This is a genomic window from Halomonas sp. (genome assembly GCF_029263665.1).
Lineage (GTDB): Bacteria > Pseudomonadota > Gammaproteobacteria > Pseudomonadales > Halomonadaceae > Halomonas.
In genome coordinates, this window is sequence record NZ_JAJUFQ010000005.1 from 251,224 (window position 1) to 271,852 (window position 20,629).

Below are 20,629 nucleotides of genomic sequence, written 5' to 3' on the forward strand. Positions count from 1 at the left end.
CATGCATATTGCGCTCCTGACATAAAAATGCGCGCTGATAAATGCCTAAGCGCAAGACGCGCCTGACATACGCTGACCGCCACAAGTGCTAGCTGGAGACTCCCCTGCAATGGTTGCCGTTCCTACTGCCCAAGTTACCCGCCTGACCGAAAGCCTCACGCAACGCATCCTGATGCTGGACGGCGGCATGGGCACCATGCTGCAGAATGCTTCTCTCAGTGAAGAAGACTTCCGTGGACAGCGTTTCAAGGATTGGCCCACCGACCTCAAGGGCAACAACGACCTGCTGGTCCTGACCTGCCCTGAAGTCGTGTCACGCATTCATCGGCAATATCTCGAAGCCGGTGCGGATATCATCGAAACCAATACTTTCAACAGCACCCAGTTGTCCCAGTCCGATTATGGAATGGAAGCCCTGGTGGCTGAACTCAACCGTGAGGCAGCGCGTCTTGCGCGGGAAGTCTGCGATGCCGTCGGCCAGGAAACCGGCATTCCGCGCTATGTCGCGGGCGTACTGGGCCCGACTTCCCGCACCGCGTCACTCTCTCCGGACGTCAACGACCCGGCTAAACGCAATGTCACCTTTGACGCGCTACGCGACAACTATCGCGAAGCCGCTCTGGCCCTGATCGAAGGTGGTGCCGATCTGATCATGATCGAAACCATCTTTGACACGCTCAATGCCAAGGCGGCGATCTACGCTCTGGAGCAGATCTTCGATGAAACCGGGGTCCGCCTTCCCGTCATGATCTCAGGCACGATCACTGACGCATCCGGGCGAACCCTGTCAGGCCAGACCACGGAAGCCTTCTGGAATTCAGTGCGTCATGCCAGGCCCTTGAGCGTTGGCCTCAACTGCGCCCTGGGCGCTGAAGAACTGCGCCCTTATGTCGAGGAACTGTCGACCAAGGCAGACACATTCGTATCCGCCCACCCCAATGCCGGACTGCCCAACGAGTTTGGCGAATACGATCAAACGCCTGAAGAAATGGCAGACATCGTGGCCGAATTTGCACGCAGCGGCCTGGTCAACATCATTGGAGGTTGCTGTGGCTCAACGCCGGAGCACATTGCCGCCATTCATCAGGCCATCAAGGACCTGAAGCCACGTGCTATCCCTGAACGCCCCCAAGCCTGCCGCTTGTCTGGCCTCGAGCCATTCAACATCGAGCAGGATTCCCTGTTCGTCAATGTCGGTGAACGTACCAATGTCACCGGTTCTGCGCGCTTCAAACGCCTGATCGTCGAAGAAGATTTCACCACCGCCCTGGAAGTGGCCCTGGATCAGGTCGAGAACGGTGCACAGATCATCGACATCAACATGGATGAGGGCATGCTGGAGTCCAAGGAAGCCATGGTGCGTTTCCTTAACCTGATCGCCGGTGAGCCAGATATCGCCAAAGTGCCGATCATGGTGGACTCCTCCAAGTGGGACATCATCGAAGCCGGGCTCAAGTGCATTCAGGGCAAGGCCGTCGTCAACTCCATCTCGCTCAAGGAAGGCGAAGAATCCTTCCGCCAGCAGGCCACGGAATGCCGTCGTCATGGTGCCGCCGTGGTGGTGATGGCCTTTGACGAAGAAGGTCAGGCAGACACCTTCCAGCGCAAGACCGAGATCTGCGAACGCGCCTATCGCCTGCTCGTCGATGACATTGGTTTTCCGCCCGAGGACATCATCTTCGATCCGAACATCTTTGCCATTGCGACCGGGATCGAAGAGCACAACAACTACGCGGTGGACTTCATCGAGGCAACGCAGTGGATCACTACCCACCTGCCTCATGCCATGGTATCCGGTGGCGTGTCCAATGTGTCTTTCTCGTTCCGCGGCAACAACCCGGTGCGCGAGGCCATTCACTCGGTTTTCCTGTACCACGCCATTCGTGCTGGCCTGACCATGGGCATCGTCAACGCAGGTCAATTGGCCGTGTATGACGATCTGCCCAGTGAGCTGCGCGAGGCAGTGGAAGACGTGGTGCTCAATCGTAATGACGAGGCCACCGAACGCCTGCTCGAGATTGCCGACCGTTACAAGGGTGATGGCACCAGCGCTGACAAGAAAGAGGATCTGGAGTGGCGTAGCTGGGAGGTCAACAAGCGAATCGAGCATGCGCTGGTCAAGGGTGTCACCAGCTTCATCGAAGCTGATACGGAAGAGGCACGCCTCAAGGCCAATCGCCCGATCGAGGTGATCGAAGGGCCGCTGATGGATGGCATGAACGTGGTCGGAGACCTGTTCGGTGCCGGCAAGATGTTCCTGCCCCAGGTGGTGAAATCCGCCCGCGTCATGAAACAGGCGGTCGCCTATCTGATTCCCTTCATCGAAGCGGAAAAGACCGAGGACACCCAGGCCAAGGGCAAGATCGTCATGGCCACGGTCAAGGGGGATGTGCACGATATCGGCAAGAACATCGTTGGCGTGGTGCTTCAGTGCAACAACTATGAAGTGATCGATCTGGGCGTCATGGTCCCGGCAGAGAAGATCCTGCAGACCGCTCGAGAAGAAAACGCCGACCTGATCGGCCTGTCCGGCCTGATCACCCCTTCGCTGGACGAGATGGTTCATGTGGCCAAGGAAATGCAGCGCCAAGGCTTTTCCCTGCCGCTGCTGATCGGCGGCGCCACGACCTCCAAGGCGCATACTGCGGTAAAGATCGAACCTCAGTATCAGGAACCGGTCATCTATGTCACCGATGCCTCGCGTGCCGTAGGCGTGGCCAGTCGACTCCTGTCGCCAGAGCTCAAGCCAAGCTACGTAGCAGAAATCAGGGAAGAGTACGACAAGGTGCGTGAGCGCAATGCCAAACGCCGCCCCAAGGCTGCCGACCTGGACTATGCCAGTGCCTGCGAGCGCAAGCTGCAGCTCGACTGGCAGGGCTATGAACCACCCAAGCCCACCTTCACCGGACTCAAGGTGTTCGATGACTACGATCTCAATGCACTGATCGATCGCATCGACTGGACGCCCTTCTTCATGAGTTGGGAGCTGGCCGGCAAGTATCCAAAGATACTCAATGATGAAGTAGTCGGCGAGGCAGCACGCAATCTCTATGCCGATGCCCAGGAAATGCTCAAGCATCTGGTTGACGAGAAACTCATTCAAGCTCGTGGTGTCGTTGGCCTGTGGCCGGCCAACTGCGTGGACAACGATGTCCTCGAGATCTATACCGATGAATCCCGCGAAACGGTCATCGAACGCCTGAATCACATTCGCCAGCAGACCACCAAGAACCGTGATGGCGCTTGCTATAGCCTGGCGGACTTCATTGCGCCCAAGGACAGCGGCAAGCCTGACTGGATCGGCGGTTTTGCCGTGACGGCAGGACATGGTGTCGAAGAGCTTGCCAACGAATACAAGGCCAAGGGCGATGACTACAGCGCTATCATGGTCCAGGCCCTGGCTGACCGTCTGGCCGAAGCCTTTGCCGAGCACATGCACGAGCGCATCAGGCGCGAGTTCTGGGCCTATGTACCCAATGAAGCACTGGACAATGAAGCCCTGATCGCCGAGAAGTACCAGGGCATTCGTCCGGCACCGGGGTATCCGGCCTGCCCTGACCATACGGAAAAGGCGACGCTGTTCCGCATGCTCGATGCGACCCGACATACAGGGCTCGATCTCACCGAGCACTTTGCCATGTGGCCGGCGGCGGCAGTGTCCGGCTGGTACTTCTCGCATCCGCAGTCGAAGTACTTTTCCACCGGCAAGATCACCCGTGATCAAGTCGAGGTCCTGGCCCAACGCAAAGGGTACTCGCTGGCAGATATGGAACGCTGGTTGTCGCCAGTACTTTCCTACGATCCGGCATGATCGAATAACGTGCTGGAACTTAGCCTGTTACCTGACACACAGCGCCAGCGTCTGATCCTGCGCCTGGCCCTACCGATCATGGCTGGCATGTTGACCCAGAGTCTGCTGAATCTGGTCGATGCGGCGCTGGTCGGCCTGCTGGGTGAAACAGAACTGGCTGCTGTCGGCATTGGTGGTTATGCCATCTTCATGGTCTGCGCCTGTGTCTTCGGCCTGTCCTCTGCGGTACAGGCCCAGGTCGCCCGCCGCAATGGAGAAGGCGCCAGTCGCTGCCCAAGTGAGGCCCTGCACGCCGGATTGATGATTGCCGTGGGCGTTGCCATGCCATTGACACTGCTGTGTCTGTGGCTGGCCCCCGAGATCATCAGGCTGATCAATGACGATCCCGCCATTGAGACGCTGGCCGTCGACTATTTCCGCTGGCGCGTCCTGTCATTGTTGCCAGTGGCATTGATCCACTGTTTTCGCGGCTACTGGAATGGCGTGCAACGCACAGGCATCTATCTGCGCATCATTCTGACCATGCACGTGATCAACCTGATCTCAAGCATCGGGCTGATCTTTGGCTTCTGGGGACTGCCCGCCATGGGGGCCAGTGGCGCCGGCCTTGGCACAACCCTGTCATTGTTTGCAGGACTTTGCATGTGGGCCTTCTACAGCGTTCGTCATACCGAAGGTTTCGGCATGAACTGGCCTCAGTTACTTACCCTGGCCATGACCCTACGCCTGGCAATCCCACATTCTTTTCAGCAATGGTGGTTCGCTGCCGGTTATGCGGTGCTGTTCTGGATTCTCGGCCAAGTGGATACGGCCAGTGTGGCCGTCGGCCATGTCCTGGTGAACCTGTCCCTGCTGCTGATCCTCCCCGGCGTTGGCCTGGGGATGGCTGCCATGAGCCTGGTCGGAGAAGCACTGGGACGTGACACCCCTGACGCCGCCCACCGCTGGGGATGGGATGTCGTACGCATGGCCTGGATGTGTCTAGCAGCCCTGGCTCTGCCAATGTTGATCTTCCCTGAAGCCGTCCTGGGCCTTTTCCTGCACGATCCCCAGCTTGTCGCACTTGGCGTCATGCCACTGCGCTTGAGTGCGGTGATGATCGTTCTCGATGCCGCCGCACTGGTGTTTACCCAGGCTCTGCTCGGCGCAGGAGCCAATCGAACCGTGATGCTGCTGACCCTGTCCACCCAATGGTTGATATTCCTTCCCCTGGCCTGGTGGTTTGGTGTCCATCTTGAATTCGGACTGGCCGGTGTCTGGTGGACTCAGTTAGGCTATCGCGCTCTGAATTCCCTGATGTTCGTGTTGATCTGGCAACGTCGTCGATGGCAAACACTGATGATATGAAAGCCTAATTACTTTTTGCTCACGGACTATGAATATTTATTCTTTTATAGAATAAAGGCGGCGATGTAAGGTAGGCCGCAATCTTCCCATGTTTTCATGCTGCTGCAGGAAGGCGCTGAATGTACCGTTACGACAATCACGATCAAACCCTGGTGAACGAACGCGTAGAGCAGTTTCGCGACCAGATGCGCCGCTATCTTGAAGGCAAGATCAGCGAAGAGGAATTCCTTCCGCTGCGTGTGCAGAACGGACTGTACGTGCAGCGCTATGCGCCCATGCTGCGCATCGCCATCCCTTACGGCATGCTGGCGTCCTACCAACTGCGCAAGCTGGGTGACATCGCCGCTCGCTACGACCGCGGCTATGGTCACTTCACTACACGTACCAACTTGCAGCTGAACTGGCCGAAACTCGAAGACGTGCCTGACATGCTCGCCGAGCTTGCCAGCGTGCAGATGCATGCCATCCAGACCAGCGGTAACGATATCCGCAATACCACGACCGATCAGTTCTCCGGCATTGCCGCCGATGAAGAAGTCGATCCGCGTCCGTGGTGCGAGCTGATCCGCCAGTGGTCCACCTTCCATCCGGAATTCTATTACCTGCCACGCAAGTTCAAGATTGCCGTGACAGGAGCCAGTGAAGACCGCGCTGCCATCCAGGTGCATGATGTCGGCTTGCGTTTCTGGCGCAACGAGGATGGCGACATCCGCGTCAAGGTACTGGTTGGCGGCGGCCTGGGTCGTACGCCAATGATTGGTGATGTGATCTGTGAAGACCTGCCCTGGAAGCACCTGCTGACTTACCTGGAAGCCATTCTGCGGGTCTACAATCAGTTCGGCCGTCGGGACAACAAGTTCAAGGCACGCATCAAGATCCTGACCAAGGCGCTGGGTATCGATGAAATGCGCCGCCGGGTCGAGGAAGAGTGGGCACACCTCAAGGATGGCCCCCAGACCCTCAACCAGCAGGCCATCGATGATATGGCGGCACACTTCGTGGAGCCACCCCGTCGTGACATCGATGCAACTGCCATCGAAGCCTATGAGGCAATGCGCGGCAGCAACCGTGCTTTCGCCCGCTTCGTGACCAACAACGTCACTGATCACAAGGTACGTGGCTACAAGGCTGTGACACTGTCGCTCAAGCGTGCCGGCCAGTCTCCTGGTGACGTGACTTCCCAGCAGATGCATGACATCGCCGACCTGGCCGACGAATACAGCTTCGGCGAGCTGCGCGTGACCCATGAACAGAACCTGGTATTGACCGACGTTTCTGTCGATCGCATCGAAGAATTGTGGCAGCGCCTTGAGGCACTCGGCCTGGCCAACCCCACTGTCGGTACCCTGGCGGATCTGATCTGCTGCCCCGGCGGTGACTACTGTGCCTTGGCCAATGCCAAGTCCATTCCTGTCGCCCAGGCCATTCAGGAACGTTTCGACAATCTCGACTTCCTCTATGACCTTGGCCCGCTGGATCTGAACATCTCTGGCTGCATGAATGCCTGCGGCCATCACCACGTCGGCAATATCGGTATTCTTGGCGTCGACAAGAAAGGTGAAGAGTATTACCAGATCTCGCTGGGAGGCAGTCAGGGCAATGATTCTTCCCTGGGCAAGATCCTTGGCCCCTCTTTCTTCCGCGAGGATGTGCCTGGCGTCATCGACAAGGTACTTCAGGTCTATGTGAAGTCCCGCCAGGATGACGAAACCTTTATCGACACCTATCGCCGTATCGGTCTCAAACCGTTCAAGGAGTACGTCTATGCCTGAGCAGACGACACAACGCCCGCTGATCAAGGACCGTCAACTGGCCCAGGACGACTGGATTCGCCATGACGAGGAATCCGTGCCAGCCAATACACCGGCTCTCGTGCGTCTGGATGTCTGGCTGAGTGCCGAGGACCGCTCATCCATCGCACCATGGCTGCCCAGCGACACCGAGCTGGACGGCGACACCGTGGCTGCCTTGAAGGAAGCCCCGTTGATCGCCGTGGACTTCCCCAAGTTCACCGATGGTCGTGGTTATTCCCTGGCACGCGTACTGCGCGAACGTCATGGCTATACTGGCGAGATTCGTGCGGTGGGAGATGTACTGATCGACCAGCTGTTCTGGATGTCGCGCTGCGGCATCAACGCTTTCTCTCTGCGGGAAGACCAGATCGTCGAGGATGCCCTGAACTCACTGAATATCTTCAGCCGCCATTATCAGGTGTCTGTCGATAATCCAGAGCCGATGTTCCTGCGTCGTCAACGCGAAGCCAGAGAGGCCGCCAAAGCAGAAGTTGCCCTCGCCTGACGTCAGGCGCTTCGCGTTGAGCATGCAGACGCGATTCAGGCGTAAAGATCATGGCGGCATTGGCCATGAAGAAAGCACAGAAGCCTCGTAGACCCTCTACGAGGCTTCTTGCATTCTGACCAGACCGAAGCTGTCACCTCAGTCGTCGTTTTCCTCGACAGGCACCGCCGAGGTGGCGATGGGGAACGTCGGGGTGAAGTTGTCCAGCAACGAGAACAGTTGCCCCAGTACCTGAACATCGCCTTCAGTGGTCACATTACCGGCCTTGATCTCGGCCCCCAGGTTAGTCTGCTGCAACAGCACCCGATTGAGTACGTCCCGGCTCAGGGTCAGGCTGAGGTCGGGCTCCTCGGCGTCTTCATCGATGCCATGCCGATAGCGTAGTACCGAGTTGTCCAGGCTCATGCGGAACTCCTGAGGCTCATCACCCGTGAAGTGCCAGTCGATGTCCAGTTCCAGTCCATCAGCCTTCGGACCATTGAGGCGCACCGCCAGCAGGTCGAAGATCTGCTCGATAGGCAGCACCTCGAGAATATCCGGCGAGGCCGTTGTCACCACGCTGGCCGGATCGAAGCCGTTTCTCAGCTCCCGGGCACCGGTCAGATAGATATTGCGCCACGGGGCAGACTCTGCCTGATAGCCCAACTGTTCGAAGATATCCGCCTGCAGTTCACGGGCTGGCTGGTTGTCCGGCTGCGCCATCACCAGATGGTTCATCAGCATGGCGCCCCAGCGGTAGTCGCCTTCATCGAAGGCTGCCTGGCCCATTTCCATTACCGCCTCGGCACCACCCATGGCGTCGACATAGCGCTCACCGGCGCTCTGTTCAGGCAGCGGATCCAGGGTGGCCGGGTTGCCACTCCAGAAGCCCAGATAACGTTGATAGATACCTTTTACATTGTGCTTGATGGTGCCGTAATAGCCACGATTGAACCACTCGTTGGCGAGGCTGTCAGGGATTTCGATGGCTTCGGCGATCTCGTCACGCTTGTAGCCCAGATTGGCCAGCCTCAGCGTCTGATCGTGGAGGTACTTGAGCATATCGCGCTGCTTCTCGATATAGTCGCGCACCTCCTCCTGCCCCCAGCGCGGCCAGTAATGGGAGGTCAGTACCACATCGGTACGATCACCGAAATGCTGCAGGACCTCATCCAGCGCTCGCGACCAGACCAGCGCATCGCGGACCTTCGCCCCGCGCGGCGTGAGAATGTTGTGCAACGAAGCATTGAGAATCTCCGCCGCCAGCAACGCACGCTGCTCCGGGAAGTAGAACACCATCTCCGCATCGGCCTCGGTGCCAGGCGCCATCAGAAACTCGATATCGACCCCATCGACCGTCAAGGTCTGGCCGGTCTCGGTGATCTCTTCAGTCGGCTCGATATAGGTGAAGGTCCCGTTGGAAACGCCCTTGCCCAACCCCGCATCCACCTGCTGCTGAGCATTGCGCGGCAACCCGAAGCCAAACATGTATTGGGAACGCCGGCTCATTACATTACCCAGCAGCACCGATTCACTGGCGACATGATCGGTCATATGCTCTGGCCCGATGACACGAACCTCGCCTGCCGCCACCTGCTCCCGCGAAACGACACCTCTCACACCGGCAAAGTGGTCGGCATGGGAGTGCGTATAGATGACAGCAGTGACTGGTCGCTCGCCCAGTTCACTATTGATCAGCTCCATGGCGGCCTTCGAAGGTTCTGCCGTGGTCAGGGGATCGATGACGATCCAACCCGTATCTCCACGCACGACCGTCATGGTGGCGAGGTCAAAGCCGCGGATCTGATAGATGCCATCCGTGACCTCGTACAGGCCAGGGGTGTTGTTGAGCTGTGCCAGGCGCCACAGACTGGGGTTCACAGTATCCGGCGCATCTCCCCGCAGGAACTCCTGATAGGCCGCCACGTCCCATACCACCCTGCCATCGGCATCCTTGACCACCAGATCCGGTGTGGCCTTGATCAGGCCACGCTGAGCATCCTCGAAGTCACTACGATCGGTAAAGTCCAGCTTCTCGAGCACCTCGGCATTGGCCGCTTGGGTAGCGGCGGTAGCCGGCTTCGGCGCAATGGCCTCGTTGTACTCGGCCCAGCACAGGCTGCTGCTGCCCAGGGCAATCGCTGCAGCCAGCACCGAAGCGGTAAAAGGAAGCGCAGCAAAGGGAAGTCGAGTCATGGTGTTTCCTCGTCGTTATGGTTGTTGTCAGAACTTCAAGCCGGCCGCTGCGGTGATGAAGTCGAAATCGGTATCGGCATAATCCGTATTGCCGCTACCCGCCCATAAAACTTCGGCGAAGTAGCGATCCTGATAATCCGCCTTTATCCCTACACTGCCGAGCAAGCGGTCTTCGACAAAGTTGGCGTCATAGGACCAGCCGGAGACGTCATGACCGAACATGACATAGGGCGTCAGCGTCAGGCCTGGCACGACATCGGGATAGATCAGTTGACCGCGCAGGCGGTAGCCCCAGGAGAAGTCGCTTGCATAACCGTCACTGGAACACCCTCGGCCGGTGTAATCCGGGTTGGGTGTGGCGATGGCACAACCTATCTCACTGCCCTGCGCCAGATCGGTCCCGAATCGGTCGCCCTTGGTATAACGACGGTCTTCAAGATCCGCCAGATCATGGACGTACTTCATGCCAACCTCGCCCACCAGCACCAGCGCCTTGGAGCCGAGTACGTTGGGTATCGGTTGAATGGCGCCGATGGTCAGTTGCGAGACGTCATAGCGATCGTAGCCGTTGAAGGTGTCCCCCGGCGCTGTAGACCTGGCCCCATCGGCCAGCGTGATGTCTTCGCCGATGGCGCCAGAAAGCGCATCTGGATCCCGAGCAAAGGCGGCGATCAGGTCAGACGTGGCCAATTGCAATGGCTGGTCATGGCGGAAGCTGTATTCACCAAAGACCTGTGTGGCCTGACCGAATTTAGTGTGAAACGCTGCCCCGAAGACCTGGATATCCTCGGGATAGTCAGCAAAGTACTTGGCGTTCAGATCCGGGTCGTAACTCGAGTCTGTCGGGGGTCTCCAACCCGGCGAAAGGCCATTGTCGTCCGGGCTGGTATACCCCCCCGAGACGACGCTGGCATAAGGCCGGCGCGAGTGAATATTCATGGCATAGGCGGTTATCGCGGTATCTTCGCTGGGGTGATAACCAAGACTCAACCCGAACTGTCCCGTGTCACTCGGCGTATTGTCGCTCGCTCGCTCGATCATCAACCCATTGTGATAACCATAGGGATCATTCAGGTCGCTGGGTATCGCTCCACTACCGATGACAGCCCCGCTACAGCCGCCAGCCACATAGTCGTGGGTACTGAACGCGGTACCACAGCCATCGAGCACCGTGCTATCCCAGTCCAACTGATAGAAGCCCCCCAACTGCCACTCGTTGGTCAGCTCGAATTCTGCGCTGAGCAACGTTGTCGGCAGACGCAGGTTATCTCCCGGCATGCGTAGTGCCGCCGGGCGATAGGGGTTGATGGTATTGATGCCATTGACGAAGAACTTGCTTTCTCCCCAAGGCAAGTACTGATCACCCAGCGTCACCTTCAGGTCATGGTCGGCCACATCGAAGTTGCCGTAGGCGTATACCTCGGTGAAGGTCGCGCCCTTGAAGCGGGACAGACGATCATAGTGGCTGTCGTCCAGAGGTTCGTTGCTGGCATAACCATTGGCGAGACTGCCGAAGGGCACTTCGTGATGTTCCTGATAGAGGTCGTACCAGGCCTTGCCGGCAATACGCGCCCCGACATTGCGATACTCCAGATCGAGCTGAGTCGTGAAGATGATTGGCGTCGAAGTCAGCTCACGGTCCGCGTAGTTGGCGCGACCATCATCATTATTGCGCCCTCCGACGGGGTTATAGCCGCTGCCATTCAAGCCGGCTGCGTCCGCATTCCCCTGAAAGACATAACTCTTGTCGGCGGACTCGGCGCTCCATATTGCCCCGGCACTCAACGAGCCCGACAGCGTCGCCTCGACTTCACCGAAATTTTGCTCGATGGCATCGGCAGGAAATGCTGCCAACAACAGGCAGGAAGGGAGTAGCCAAGGGCGGCTGCCGTCAATGATTTTTCTCGAAACTGTTACCCGATCTCTGCCGAATGTCTGCAATTGGACGTGAGAAAGCCTGCGCGCATGATGTACATGCGCGGATTGAAGCAACTGCATGGTCTGGTCCTCAAGCGTGTCGTCGTTCCTTTGCCACCCAGCCATTTCCGCCATGAATCCAGTGGGCAGAAGGCCTTTCGGGAGGCGCTGTCGTCAGCAGGACCGTATGCCTAACAGAGCAGGTAACTGATGCAGAGCAGAAACTTGAAGTTCTGCCCTCCAAGAACTGTGGGCTGATCTGTAGTCATGACATGTCACCTGTATTTGTCAGTTATCGTTTACTGGTGATTTTCAAGCAGAATAGATAACTCAAAACGACAAACATTGACCCGTTATGCAGCCAATTTGACAGATCACGCAAAACCCTGAATTTCCGCCTTATGCTTTCGTCGCCATTGGGTAGGACTTTCCCCCGTAACTCGCTTGAAACTGCGAGTCAAAGCGCTCAATTGGCTATACCCAAGCAACTCTGCGATTTCACTCAAGCGCAAGTCAGTATCAAGCAGGTAGGTCTGGGCTGCCTTCATGCGAGCCCTATCGAGCAACTGCTGGAAGCTCAGGCCACGCTGTGCCAGCCGCACCTGAAGTGTTCGTGCCGACACGGCCAACGCGCCAGCGACATCGTCCAATTTCACCTGATCCAGCGGCAGCAGGTTGGTGATGATCCACTCCACCTTGTCCTCGATGTCATTCCATTGGTGATGGCGCATCAACGAATTGATCAAGCGGCGCAACATCGGACTTCCCCCAGCAATGGGCTGCTCCAGGCATCTTCGGTCGAAGACCAGCGCACTATCTTTGCTGTTGAAGCACAACGGCGCCTGCAGCAAACGTGTATAAGGTTCAACATCGATGGGATCGTCACCGACCAGATAGACCGCTCGTAGCTTGATCGACTCACCATACAAGAAGGAGATAATGTTATAAGCCACCATCAACGTGTGGTCGTTGTGCTGGCGTGAGGGCTGCGTCTGGCCAGCCACCTGATAAGTGAAGTGATAGGACGCCTGTCCTTCGGTTTCCGTCAGGCGTACCTCCAGCCCCTGAACATGACGGCCAATCTGTTCTGCGATAGTGGTCAGTGCCTCGCGCATGGTCTCGCACTGCTGTATCAGCAGTCCCACGAGGCCCAGGGTGGAGATATTCTGATGGCGACCAAGCAGCAAGCCGAAATGACGACACCCCGTAGCACGAGCTGCCAGTTCCAGCAGATCGATCTTGGTCAGAACGGGGATCAGCCGATCCGGACGGTCAAGGTAGTCCGGAGGCAAGCTCAGGTCCGCGAGCAGCTGTCGAGCATCGACCTTGTACTCGGCCAGCAATGCCACATACCCGGTCAGGGCGGCAACGCGAACCATCTGCTGCATCCAGCTCTACTCCGTTGTTATCAAAGTCCGTTATCAAAAACCGGCTTCCGACATTGGCCTTCGGAATCAGGGCGGCCAGTATAACCTGAGTACGGCACCAGGCCACTTTTGCCTGCTTATCCTCGCCGTTTCTGCTGACGCTCGCGATTGTTGGCACGGGCACGTTCACTCTTGCGCAGCATCACCCAGGTCGCACCAAGCCCCCCATCACGCTCTTGCGCAGACACAAAGGCCTGGACTTCATCGAAGGTCACCAACCACTTGGCCAGGTACGAGCGCAACACATTGGCAGGAGCGTCGATCTCTCGACTACGGCCATGGATGATCAGAACAGAACGCAGGTCTGCTGCAAAGGCCTCGCGGATGAACATCGGCAATTCGCGGCGACATTCGTGCAATGGTCGCCGCAACAGATGGAGACTGGCCTGGATGGGATACCCACCATGCTTCAAGCGCTCCACGACAGCAAGTTGAATGCCGTCGCGGCGATACTCCAGAGGATCGAAAGGCGGTACAAGGTCAACAAAATCGTCGGAAAGACCATCGGCGTTCTTGTCACCCTGCTGGGCAGCACGCCGACGCTCCAGTTGAGCCTCGCTGGGCGTTCCACGCTGACGACTGATGTCAGCACGATCATGTCCATGCGACAAAGGCCTGACGTCCCCCATCAGTGCCCGGAAATCCACATCATCGTGACAACCTTCCACCATCGGGCACCTCCTCTCATGCTAGCTGTCATGTCTTGCACTAACTTCCTAGCCTACCAAGGGTTACTCCCGAACTTAACCCGAGTTGTGGTCGTCGTCGGCAGCACCCTACAATAACTATCGCTTCAACCAGCATTTCAATCAGCACTTCATGCGCTCGAGGATGTTTGTTCATGCCGCCCATTACCCTGCTGCACAATCCGCGTTGTTCCAAGTCCCGTGAAGCCCTTGCCCTGCTTGAGGAAGCCGGAGTCGACGTTAGCGTACGTCGTTATCTGGACGAGCCTCTCAGCGCTGCAGAACTGCATGACCTGGTATCACGCCTGCAGGGAGATACCAAGGAACTGGTACGCACCAACGAGAGCGAGTGGAAAGCACTCGCGGCCGACAGCAACGATATCGAACAAGTCATTGCTGCCATCGTCGCCCATCCCAAGGTGCTGCAACGCCCCATTGCCGATGATGGTAAACGAGTGATCATCGGACGTCCGCCGGAAAATATCCGCGAACTGCTGGCTTGACCCGTCGACCGAGGAGTTTCAATGCCTGCTCAATCCCCTTCCGACCGGCCTTACGTGCTGGTCTTGTATTACTCCCGCTTCGGCGCGACCCGAGCACTGGCCGAGCGTCTATCTGCTGGCGTCGCCTCCATTGCCGGCATGGATGCCAGACTGCGAACTGTGCCGCCAGTGTCTCCTACTTGTGAGGCCGTGGATCCGGAAGTTCCTTCTGAAGGTGCTGTCTATGCCAGCCTGGATGACCTGCGCCATGCCAGTGGCCTGGCCCTTGGTAGCCCAACCCGTTTCGGTAACATGGCAGCGCCACTGAAGTACTTCATCGACGGCACCAGCGAACTGTGGCTATCGGGTGCGCTGATCGACAAACCCGCCACGGCCTTCACTTCGACGTCCAGCCTGCATGGTGGTCAGGAAACGACCCTTGTCTCCATGCTGCTGCCACTCCTGCACCATGGCATGGTCTACGCCGGAGTTCCCTATAGTGAAACAGCTCTGATGCATACCCAGGGCGGTGGCACTCCCTACGGTGTCAGCCATCTCGCAGGCACACGCAGTGATCGCCCTCTTGATGAGCATGAACGAGAACTCGCCTTTGCCCAGGGAGCCCGGCTGGCGCGCCTGGCGCTGGCCTTGGAAAAGGCTCGAGGAGCCAAATCATGAGAGCATGGCTCGAAGGCATCGAACAGCGCCATGGGCTCGATCGTCTGACTCGGCAATCGCGCCAGCTGGTGCTTACCACTTTCATCCTGTTGCTGGTGCTGATGGTCGTCCGAGGGTTCGCCATCCAGGCTGATGGCAATCGTTTCGGTCCATTGATTGCCTTCGTGCTGCCGCTGGTACTGTTCCTGCCATCCATTCTCACACGCCGTCCACGAGGCCATGCCTGGCTGGCCTTCGTCAGCCTGTTGTACTTTGCCCAGGGAGTGATGGTGGCAAGCCTTCCAGGACAAGGCTTGAGAGGTGTCATTGAAGCTTTGGTGGCCATGTTGCTGTTTATCGGCTGCATGGGATATGCGCGATTCCGCTCTCGCCAGATAAAACGCGATCAGGCCCAGCACTGAAATTATGTTCTGGACTGAAAGTCAGTTCGAATTTTCAACGCAAATTTTTACCGGAGAACACCATGATTCGCGATATAGCCGATATCCGGCGTGATTACGAAGGCGGCATCCTGGATGAATCCCGGGTCCCTGCAAACCCCTTTGAACTGTTCGAGGAATGGTTCTCCCTGGCAGTGGACACCGACCCGGATGATGCCAATGCCATGACACTGTCCACCGTAGACAGCCAAGGCCTTCCCCATGCGCGCATTGTGCTGCTCAAGGGAATCGCCGAACAAGGCTTTGAGTTCTACACCAACTACCACAGTGGCAAGGGTGGCGAGCTGGCCAATGTCCCGCATGTTGCGCTGGTATTCTGGTGGCCCAAGCTGTCTCGCCAGATACGCATCGAGGGCGATGTGGAGATGGTGTCAGAGGAAGCGTCCGACGCTTACTTTGCCAGTCGCCCACGGGGTAGTCAGCTGGGCGCCTGGATTTCCAACCAGAGCGTCATCATTCCTGATCGTGCCTGGCTGGAAGAGCGCAAACACCGTTTCGAACAGGTATATGAAGGCCAGGAAATTCCACGCCCAGTACACTGGGGAGGCTATCGAGTATTGCCGGAGATGATCGAGTTCTGGCAGGGTCAGCCAAGCCGCCTGCATGATCGCATTCGCTATCAGAAGCGCGACGAGAGCTGGGAGACATCTCGCCTGGCGCCCTGATACATTGCACAGTGAACCGGATCACCGTAAGCGGGCCGGAGCGAGAAAATCAAACGGCTAGTAGAAATGGTTGGTAGTAGAAATGGCTAGCCGTAGAAACAGATAGTCGTAGCAACGGGTAGCGGTAATGTGGCCGCTACCCGTCTTTTCCCTTGCCTGGCATCATTCCACCGGCCGCTCGAGGCGATGGCGCTGCCACTCGCTGTCAGGCTCGTTGAGCCGCAATGACGCATCCACCACCTGTTCTTCCATGTTGAACTTCTGGCTGAAGCCCAGGTGTTTCATCAGCGCACGCATGGGATGATTGTCAATCATGATCTTGCCATACATCTCCAGAGTGCCGACCCCTCGGCAATAACTGATCATCTTGTTCATCAACAATCGGCCGATACCCAGACCCTGGAGGTCATCCCGTACAATGATGGAAAACTCGGTACGGATGTTGTCTGGATCATTCCACACTCGTACCACCCCCAGCATCTCCTTATGTCCATCATCTGAGCCATGGCGTTCAGCAATGAACGCCATCTGCCGGTCATAGTTGATCTGGGCCAGGGTCGAGAGATCACGCTGACTGAGGTCCATCTTGTGATGGAAATAGCGAAAGCGGATGCTCTCCTCCGATAATTGACGATGAAAGTCTGTGATCAAAGGGGCATCTTCAGCCCTTATCGGACGTATCTCCACATCCCAACCGTTGCGCAGCTTCACCCACTCACGCAGCTCTTCGGGATACGGCATGATGGCAAAGCGTGCGGGCTGGCCCAGGTCCATGGCAAAGTCCACAGCCTCCATGCCATCGCGGTTGAGTACCAACGGGTTGATCTCCAGTCCTCTGAGCCGAGGCAGGTCCGTGGCGATCTGCGACAACGTGACGAGCATCTGGCAAAGCCTGTTGAGGTCCCTCTCGGGATCGCTGGAGTGCTCATGAATCAGGCGAGCAGCATGGGTACGATCCACCATGTCCGCTGCCAGCGTCATGTTGAGAGGCGGAAGGGCCACCTGACGATCGGCGAGAACATTCACCTTGTACCCACCGATACCAAATACCACCAAGGGGCCGAAAACAGGGTCTCGAGTAATGCCTGCACATAGCTGCATGGAGTGCTTGCCCCGCTTCATCGGCTGCAGGCAAAACTCGCGCGTGGCAAAGCCGGGCAGTTTTTCCTTTACCCGCTCCTGCAATTGCCTGACACCTTCAGCCACAGCTTCTGGGCTGACAACATCCTGCAACAGGCCGGCAGACAGCTTGTGCGGATGGCGACGATAACGGAACGGGCGGCAGTTGCCCTCATGCACCACCTTGACAGCGAAAGGTCCCTGCAAGGTCGCCGCTGCCTCCTGGGCTTCTTCGGGACTGGTAACATATCGACTCTCTGCCACCGGCAAACCATAGGCGGCCAATACCATAGCGGCCTCGGAGTGACTGAGACTCTCGCGCCCTTCGCTCAGCACGCGCTCTATCAACCGGTGACACTCAACCCGACTCTCTCGGGTGGTGGCAAACGGCAGACTGGGAGGCGTCTGCTGCAACAGCGATTGAACCCGCTGGTAGTCCACCATATGCATGAAGGCCTTGACGGCCTTTTCTGGAGACAGGTAAGTCGGGATCCCTGCGTCATGACAGAGTTGGCGAGCGGGCATGGCCTGTTCAAGCCCCATCCAGCTGGTCAGCAGATTACTCTTGAAGCGGCGGCGATGTTCGATGATGGCTTCGGCCGTATCAAGAGATGGCGCCATGCGCGTTGGGGCATGGACCACCAGCACGGCATCCACATTGGCATCGGCAGCAACGATTTCCAGGGCTTTGACGAAGCGCTCCGGAGAGGCATTGCCACCAAGATCCACCGGATTTTCCCCGGGCTTGCTCAAGTCAAGATGCTCATGACGCAGCGTGTGTTGCGTCGAATCATCGAATTCAGCGAGCTGTCCTCCCGCGCTCAGCAGCTTGTCGATCGCCAGCATGGCCGGCCCCAGGCCATTGGCTACGATGGCCAATCGATCTCCCTTTACCGGCTTCATGCGCGACAGGGTTTCCAGGGCGTCGTATAGCTCATCGGAGTCGTTCACCCTGACAACCCCTGCTCGGGCAAAGGCAGCATCGAAAACCTGATCACGATTGGGAATACCCGGTGTCGGTGGCAGTCCACTCATGTCCGAGGCCAGCGTGCGTCCACTCTTGATGGCCAGGACCAGGCGGTGGCGCGATGCATCACGCACCGCAGTCATGAAATGCAGGGAGTCAGGAATGTTTTCCAGGTGCAGAATGATCGCCTGGGTGGGAGAATTCTGATTGATGTAGTCAATCAGGTCGGGGAGCATCACATCGACACTGTCGCCTACGGTCAGCAGGTGAGAAAAGCCGATACCGCGCCCGGCTCCCCAGTCGATCATGGCATTGGCCAGCATGCCGGACTGACCAAGATAAGCGACCTTGCCATGAGGGACGGTATGGCTGGAATAAGAGGCATTGAGCCGATGCCCCGGCACGATCAAGCCCATGCACTCCGGCCCCAGCACACGAATCCCGGAAGCCCGGGCGGCACTGAGCATGCGGCTACGAATGGAGGCCTGACCTCGGCCTTCGACATCCAGGTCACTGCCGCCAGACAATACCAGCGCAGCCCGAATCCCCTGCTCCCCCAGACTGCTCAGCAGCTTGGGTACCGTTTTCACTGGAGAACAAATCACGGCCAGATCCGGCACTTCCTTCAACCTGGCGGCATTCGTGAGGCAAGGCACCCCGAATACCCGATCATAGCCTTTGGGATTGACTGCCCAGAGCTTGCCGCGAAAGCCTCCATCCAGCAGATTGCGAATCACCTGCCCACCCACGGATGCCGGCTTTTCCGAGGCACCAATCACGACAATGGAAGCAGGAGCGAAGAAGCGACGCAGAAAGCGGGTGCTCACGGAGGTGTCTCCTGATTGGCTGGAATTCTATTGATACTGCGACCTTTGGCGAGTGTCGACCATGCAGCCTCACACTTTAGGCTATGAATAATGAAAATTCGGAGCCCAGCATGATCACTGCGTATCTTACCCACCCCACCAGCCATCATCATGACATGGGTCCTGAACATCCCGAGAGCCCCCTGCGACTCGATGCCATACGCGCGCAACTGATGCTTTCCGGTACCCTGCAAAAGACCATGCAGGGGGATGCCAAGGAAGTCACCCGCGAGCAGCTTCTGCGCGTACATAGTGAGTCGCATGTCGACCAGATGGAAAGCCTGGTGCCGGATGAGGGCCACGTTCGCGTGGATGGCGATACCCTGATGAACCCACATAGCCTGCAGGCCGCACATTTCGCTGCTGGCGCTGTCGTCAAGGGAGTCGACCAGGTATATCGGGGCCAGGCAGACAATGTCTTCTGTGCCGTGCGCCCGCCAGGTCATCATGCGGAAGCCGGTGAAGCCATGGGCTTTTGCCTCTACAACAACATCGCCGTGGGTGCTGCCCATGCCAGGGTAGTACATGGTGCACAGCGCATCGCCATCCTCGATTTCGATGTTCACCAGTGCAATGGCACGATCGATATCTTCAAGGATGACCCCGGCGTACTGATCTGCACCAGCTTCCAGCACCCTTTTTACCCCTGGCGTTACCTCGACAGCCGCCATGACAATGTGGTCAACACCCCCTTGAGCGCAGGCAGCGGCAGCCAGGCTTTCCGCGAAACCGTCGAGAAGCACTGGCTGCCCGCACTGGATGCCTTCCAGCCTGAGCTGGTACTGATATCGGCCGGTTTCGATGCCCACCGCGAAGACCCGATGGGTGATCTCTGCCTTGAAGACGCGGATTATCACTGGGTCACGCTCAAAGCACTGGATGTTGCCAGGCAATATGCACAGGGACGCCTGGTGTCCGTACTTGAAGGTGGCTATCACCTGAATGCTCTGGGGCGTTCGGTGGAAGCGCATGTACGCGCCCTGCTCGGCCTGCCGGAAGCGTTATCCTGACAACGACTCATGCTTAACGATGACCGCCCTTCCTGCGTGGATTAGGGCGTTTTTCATTGGCCTTGTGGTAGCCTAGAGGAAACTTGGTTTCCTATTGTGAATTTTGGCATGCCACAAAACACCGATCAGCAGGCAGCTCTCAAGATCGCCTCAGGGCGCAAGGCTTTCGTCGAGCCACTGCGTCTTGGTCAGCGACTCAAGGAAATACGCCTGGCCAACCAATGGACACTGGAGGATGTCAGCCAGCGTACCGGCCTGGCACGTTCCACGTTGTCCAAGATCGAGAATGATCAGATCTCTCCTACGTTTACTGCTGTACAGAAACTGATCAACGGTCTTGGCATCGACTTGCCCCAGTTGCTGTCCCCACCACGTAAACAGACGCGCACCATGGGACGCCGCGACATGACACGCCGTGGCGAAGGTCAACGCCACCCGACCCCCACTTATGAACATGAACTGCTCAGCTGTGAACTCGCTCAAAAGCGCATGATCCCGTTCAAGACCATCGTGCGGGCACGGAAGTTCGAGGAATTCCACGAATGGGTTCGCCACGATGGCGAGGAATTCCTGATGGTACTGAGTGGAGAAGTGATGCTCTATTCCGAGTTCTACGAGCCCGTCACCATGGTCGAGGGAGACAGCATCTATTTCGACAGTGACATGGGGCACGCCCTGGTGTCGATCAGCGAAGAAGATGCTGTCATTCTCTCGGTCTGTACTCGCGGCGAAGGTTCCTGA

The 20,629-nt window shown here is 57.7% G+C and carries 15 protein-coding genes; 10 read left to right on the plus strand and 5 right to left on the minus strand.

Annotation, left to right across the window (positions count from 1 at the left end; all coding sequences use genetic code 11):
• Positions 1 to 109: 109 nt before the first annotated feature.
• The 4 genes from metH to Q1K07_RS07500 all read left to right on the plus strand — a co-directional run bounded on the left by metH (position 110) and on the right by Q1K07_RS07500 (position 7,456).
• Positions 110 to 3,811 carry a methionine synthase gene (gene metH / locus Q1K07_RS07485; protein ID WP_300309481.1) on the plus strand — a complete coding sequence of 1,234 codons (3,702 nt, stop codon included), beginning with the start codon at positions 110 to 112 and terminating at the stop codon, positions 3,809 to 3,811.
• Positions 3,812 to 3,835: 24 nt separating this feature from the next.
• Positions 3,836 to 5,158, plus strand: coding sequence for an MATE family efflux transporter (locus tag Q1K07_RS07490; RefSeq protein ID WP_300309540.1), 1,323 nt, complete (start codon positions 3,836 to 3,838; stop codon positions 5,156 to 5,158).
• 119 nt (positions 5,159 to 5,277) lie between these two features.
• Positions 5,278 to 6,930: a nitrite/sulfite reductase gene (locus tag Q1K07_RS07495; RefSeq protein WP_300309482.1), complete on the plus strand. Its 1,653-nt coding sequence runs from the start codon at positions 5,278 to 5,280 to the stop codon at positions 6,928 to 6,930.
• A complete protein-coding gene (locus tag Q1K07_RS07500; protein WP_300309483.1) occupies positions 6,923 to 7,456 on the plus strand; it encodes a DUF934 domain-containing protein in 534 nt (177 codons plus the stop codon). Before Q1K07_RS07495 ends, Q1K07_RS07500 begins: the two co-directional genes overlap by 8 nt.
• Positions 7,457 to 7,594: 138 nt before the next feature.
• Here Q1K07_RS07500 and Q1K07_RS07505 read toward each other — a convergent pair whose 3' ends face one another.
• The 4 genes from Q1K07_RS07505 to smrA all read right to left on the minus strand — a co-directional run bounded on the left by Q1K07_RS07505 (position 7,595) and on the right by smrA (position 13,646).
• Positions 7,595 to 9,631, minus strand: a complete 2,037-nt coding sequence (locus tag Q1K07_RS07505) for an alkyl sulfatase dimerization domain-containing protein (protein WP_300309484.1) — start codon at positions 9,629 to 9,631, stop codon at positions 7,595 to 7,597.
• Positions 9,632 to 9,658: 27 nt separating this feature from the next.
• Positions 9,659 to 11,629 carry a DUF1302 domain-containing protein gene (locus Q1K07_RS07510; protein WP_300309485.1) on the minus strand — a complete coding sequence of 657 codons (1,971 nt, stop codon included), beginning with the start codon at positions 11,627 to 11,629 and terminating at the stop codon, positions 9,659 to 9,661.
• Positions 11,630 to 11,922: 293 nt separating this feature from the next.
• Positions 11,923 to 12,936, minus strand: a complete 1,014-nt coding sequence (locus Q1K07_RS07515) for an AraC family transcriptional regulator (RefSeq protein WP_300309486.1) — start codon at positions 12,934 to 12,936, stop codon at positions 11,923 to 11,925.
• 116 nt (positions 12,937 to 13,052) lie between these two features.
• Positions 13,053 to 13,646, minus strand: a complete 594-nt coding sequence (smrA, locus tag Q1K07_RS07520; protein WP_300309487.1) for a DNA endonuclease SmrA — start codon at positions 13,644 to 13,646, stop codon at positions 13,053 to 13,055.
• A 170-nt stretch (positions 13,647 to 13,816) separates the two neighbouring features.
• Between smrA and arsC the strand changes: the two genes are divergently transcribed.
• From arsC to pdxH, 4 genes are all read left to right on the plus strand, one after another.
• Positions 13,817 to 14,164, plus strand: coding sequence for an arsenate reductase (glutaredoxin) (gene arsC, locus Q1K07_RS07525; protein WP_300309488.1), 348 nt, complete (start codon positions 13,817 to 13,819; stop codon positions 14,162 to 14,164).
• Positions 14,165 to 14,185: 21 nt separating this feature from the next.
• Complete coding sequence (gene wrbA, locus Q1K07_RS07530) at positions 14,186 to 14,821, plus strand: NAD(P)H:quinone oxidoreductase (RefSeq protein WP_300309489.1); 636 nt, start codon at positions 14,186 to 14,188, stop codon at positions 14,819 to 14,821.
• Positions 14,818 to 15,222, plus strand: a complete 405-nt coding sequence (locus Q1K07_RS07535) for a DUF2069 domain-containing protein (RefSeq protein ID WP_300309490.1) — start codon at positions 14,818 to 14,820, stop codon at positions 15,220 to 15,222. The genes wrbA and Q1K07_RS07535 overlap by 4 nt, the downstream gene beginning before the upstream one ends.
• 62 nt (positions 15,223 to 15,284) lie before the next feature.
• Complete coding sequence (gene pdxH / locus Q1K07_RS07540) at positions 15,285 to 15,926, plus strand: pyridoxamine 5'-phosphate oxidase (protein ID WP_300309491.1); 642 nt, start codon at positions 15,285 to 15,287, stop codon at positions 15,924 to 15,926.
• Between the two features lie 162 nt (positions 15,927 to 16,088).
• Here the strand turns inward: pdxH and Q1K07_RS07545 are convergent, their stop codons facing one another.
• On the minus strand, positions 16,089 to 18,839 hold the full coding sequence (locus tag Q1K07_RS07545; protein ID WP_300309492.1) for a bifunctional acetate--CoA ligase family protein/GNAT family N-acetyltransferase: 2,751 nt from the start codon (positions 18,837 to 18,839) through the stop codon (positions 16,089 to 16,091).
• Positions 18,840 to 18,949: 110 nt separating this feature from the next.
• On the opposite strand from Q1K07_RS07545, the gene Q1K07_RS07550 reads away from it, so the two are divergent.
• Positions 18,950 to 19,888, plus strand: a complete 939-nt coding sequence (locus Q1K07_RS07550) for a histone deacetylase family protein (RefSeq protein ID WP_300309493.1) — start codon at positions 18,950 to 18,952, stop codon at positions 19,886 to 19,888.
• A 108-nt stretch (positions 19,889 to 19,996) separates the two neighbouring features.
• Positions 19,997 to 20,629 (plus strand): XRE family transcriptional regulator, encoded by a 633-nt coding sequence (locus Q1K07_RS07555; RefSeq protein ID WP_300309494.1) that lies wholly within the window; start codon positions 19,997 to 19,999, stop codon positions 20,627 to 20,629.

Coding starts and splice junctions, on each gene's coding strand:
- Q1K07_RS07495 (WP_300309482.1), top strand. CDS start 5,278: ATGTACCGTTACGACAATCACGATCAAACCCTGGTGAACGAACGCGTA.
- Q1K07_RS07505 (WP_300309484.1), bottom strand. CDS start 9,631: ATGACTCGACTTCCCTTTGCTGCGCTTCCTTTTACCGCTTCGGTGCTG.
- Q1K07_RS07510 (WP_300309485.1), bottom strand. CDS start 11,629: ATGCAGTTGCTTCAATCCGCGCATGTACATCATGCGCGCAGGCTTTCT.
- Q1K07_RS07535 (WP_300309490.1), top strand. CDS start 14,818: ATGAGAGCATGGCTCGAAGGCATCGAACAGCGCCATGGGCTCGATCGT.
- Q1K07_RS07515 (WP_300309486.1), bottom strand. CDS start 12,936: ATGCAGCAGATGGTTCGCGTTGCCGCCCTGACCGGGTATGTGGCATTG.
- metH (WP_300309481.1), top strand. CDS start 110: ATGGTTGCCGTTCCTACTGCCCAAGTTACCCGCCTGACCGAAAGCCTC.
- arsC (WP_300309488.1), top strand. CDS start 13,817: ATGCCGCCCATTACCCTGCTGCACAATCCGCGTTGTTCCAAGTCCCGT.
- Q1K07_RS07550 (WP_300309493.1), top strand. CDS start 18,950: ATGATCACTGCGTATCTTACCCACCCCACCAGCCATCATCATGACATG.
- Q1K07_RS07500 (WP_300309483.1), top strand. CDS start 6,923: ATGCCTGAGCAGACGACACAACGCCCGCTGATCAAGGACCGTCAACTG.
- Q1K07_RS07555 (WP_300309494.1), top strand. CDS start 19,997: ATGCCACAAAACACCGATCAGCAGGCAGCTCTCAAGATCGCCTCAGGG.
- smrA (WP_300309487.1), bottom strand. CDS start 13,646: ATGGTGGAAGGTTGTCACGATGATGTGGATTTCCGGGCACTGATGGGG.
- wrbA (WP_300309489.1), top strand. CDS start 14,186: ATGCCTGCTCAATCCCCTTCCGACCGGCCTTACGTGCTGGTCTTGTAT.
- pdxH (WP_300309491.1), top strand. CDS start 15,285: ATGATTCGCGATATAGCCGATATCCGGCGTGATTACGAAGGCGGCATC.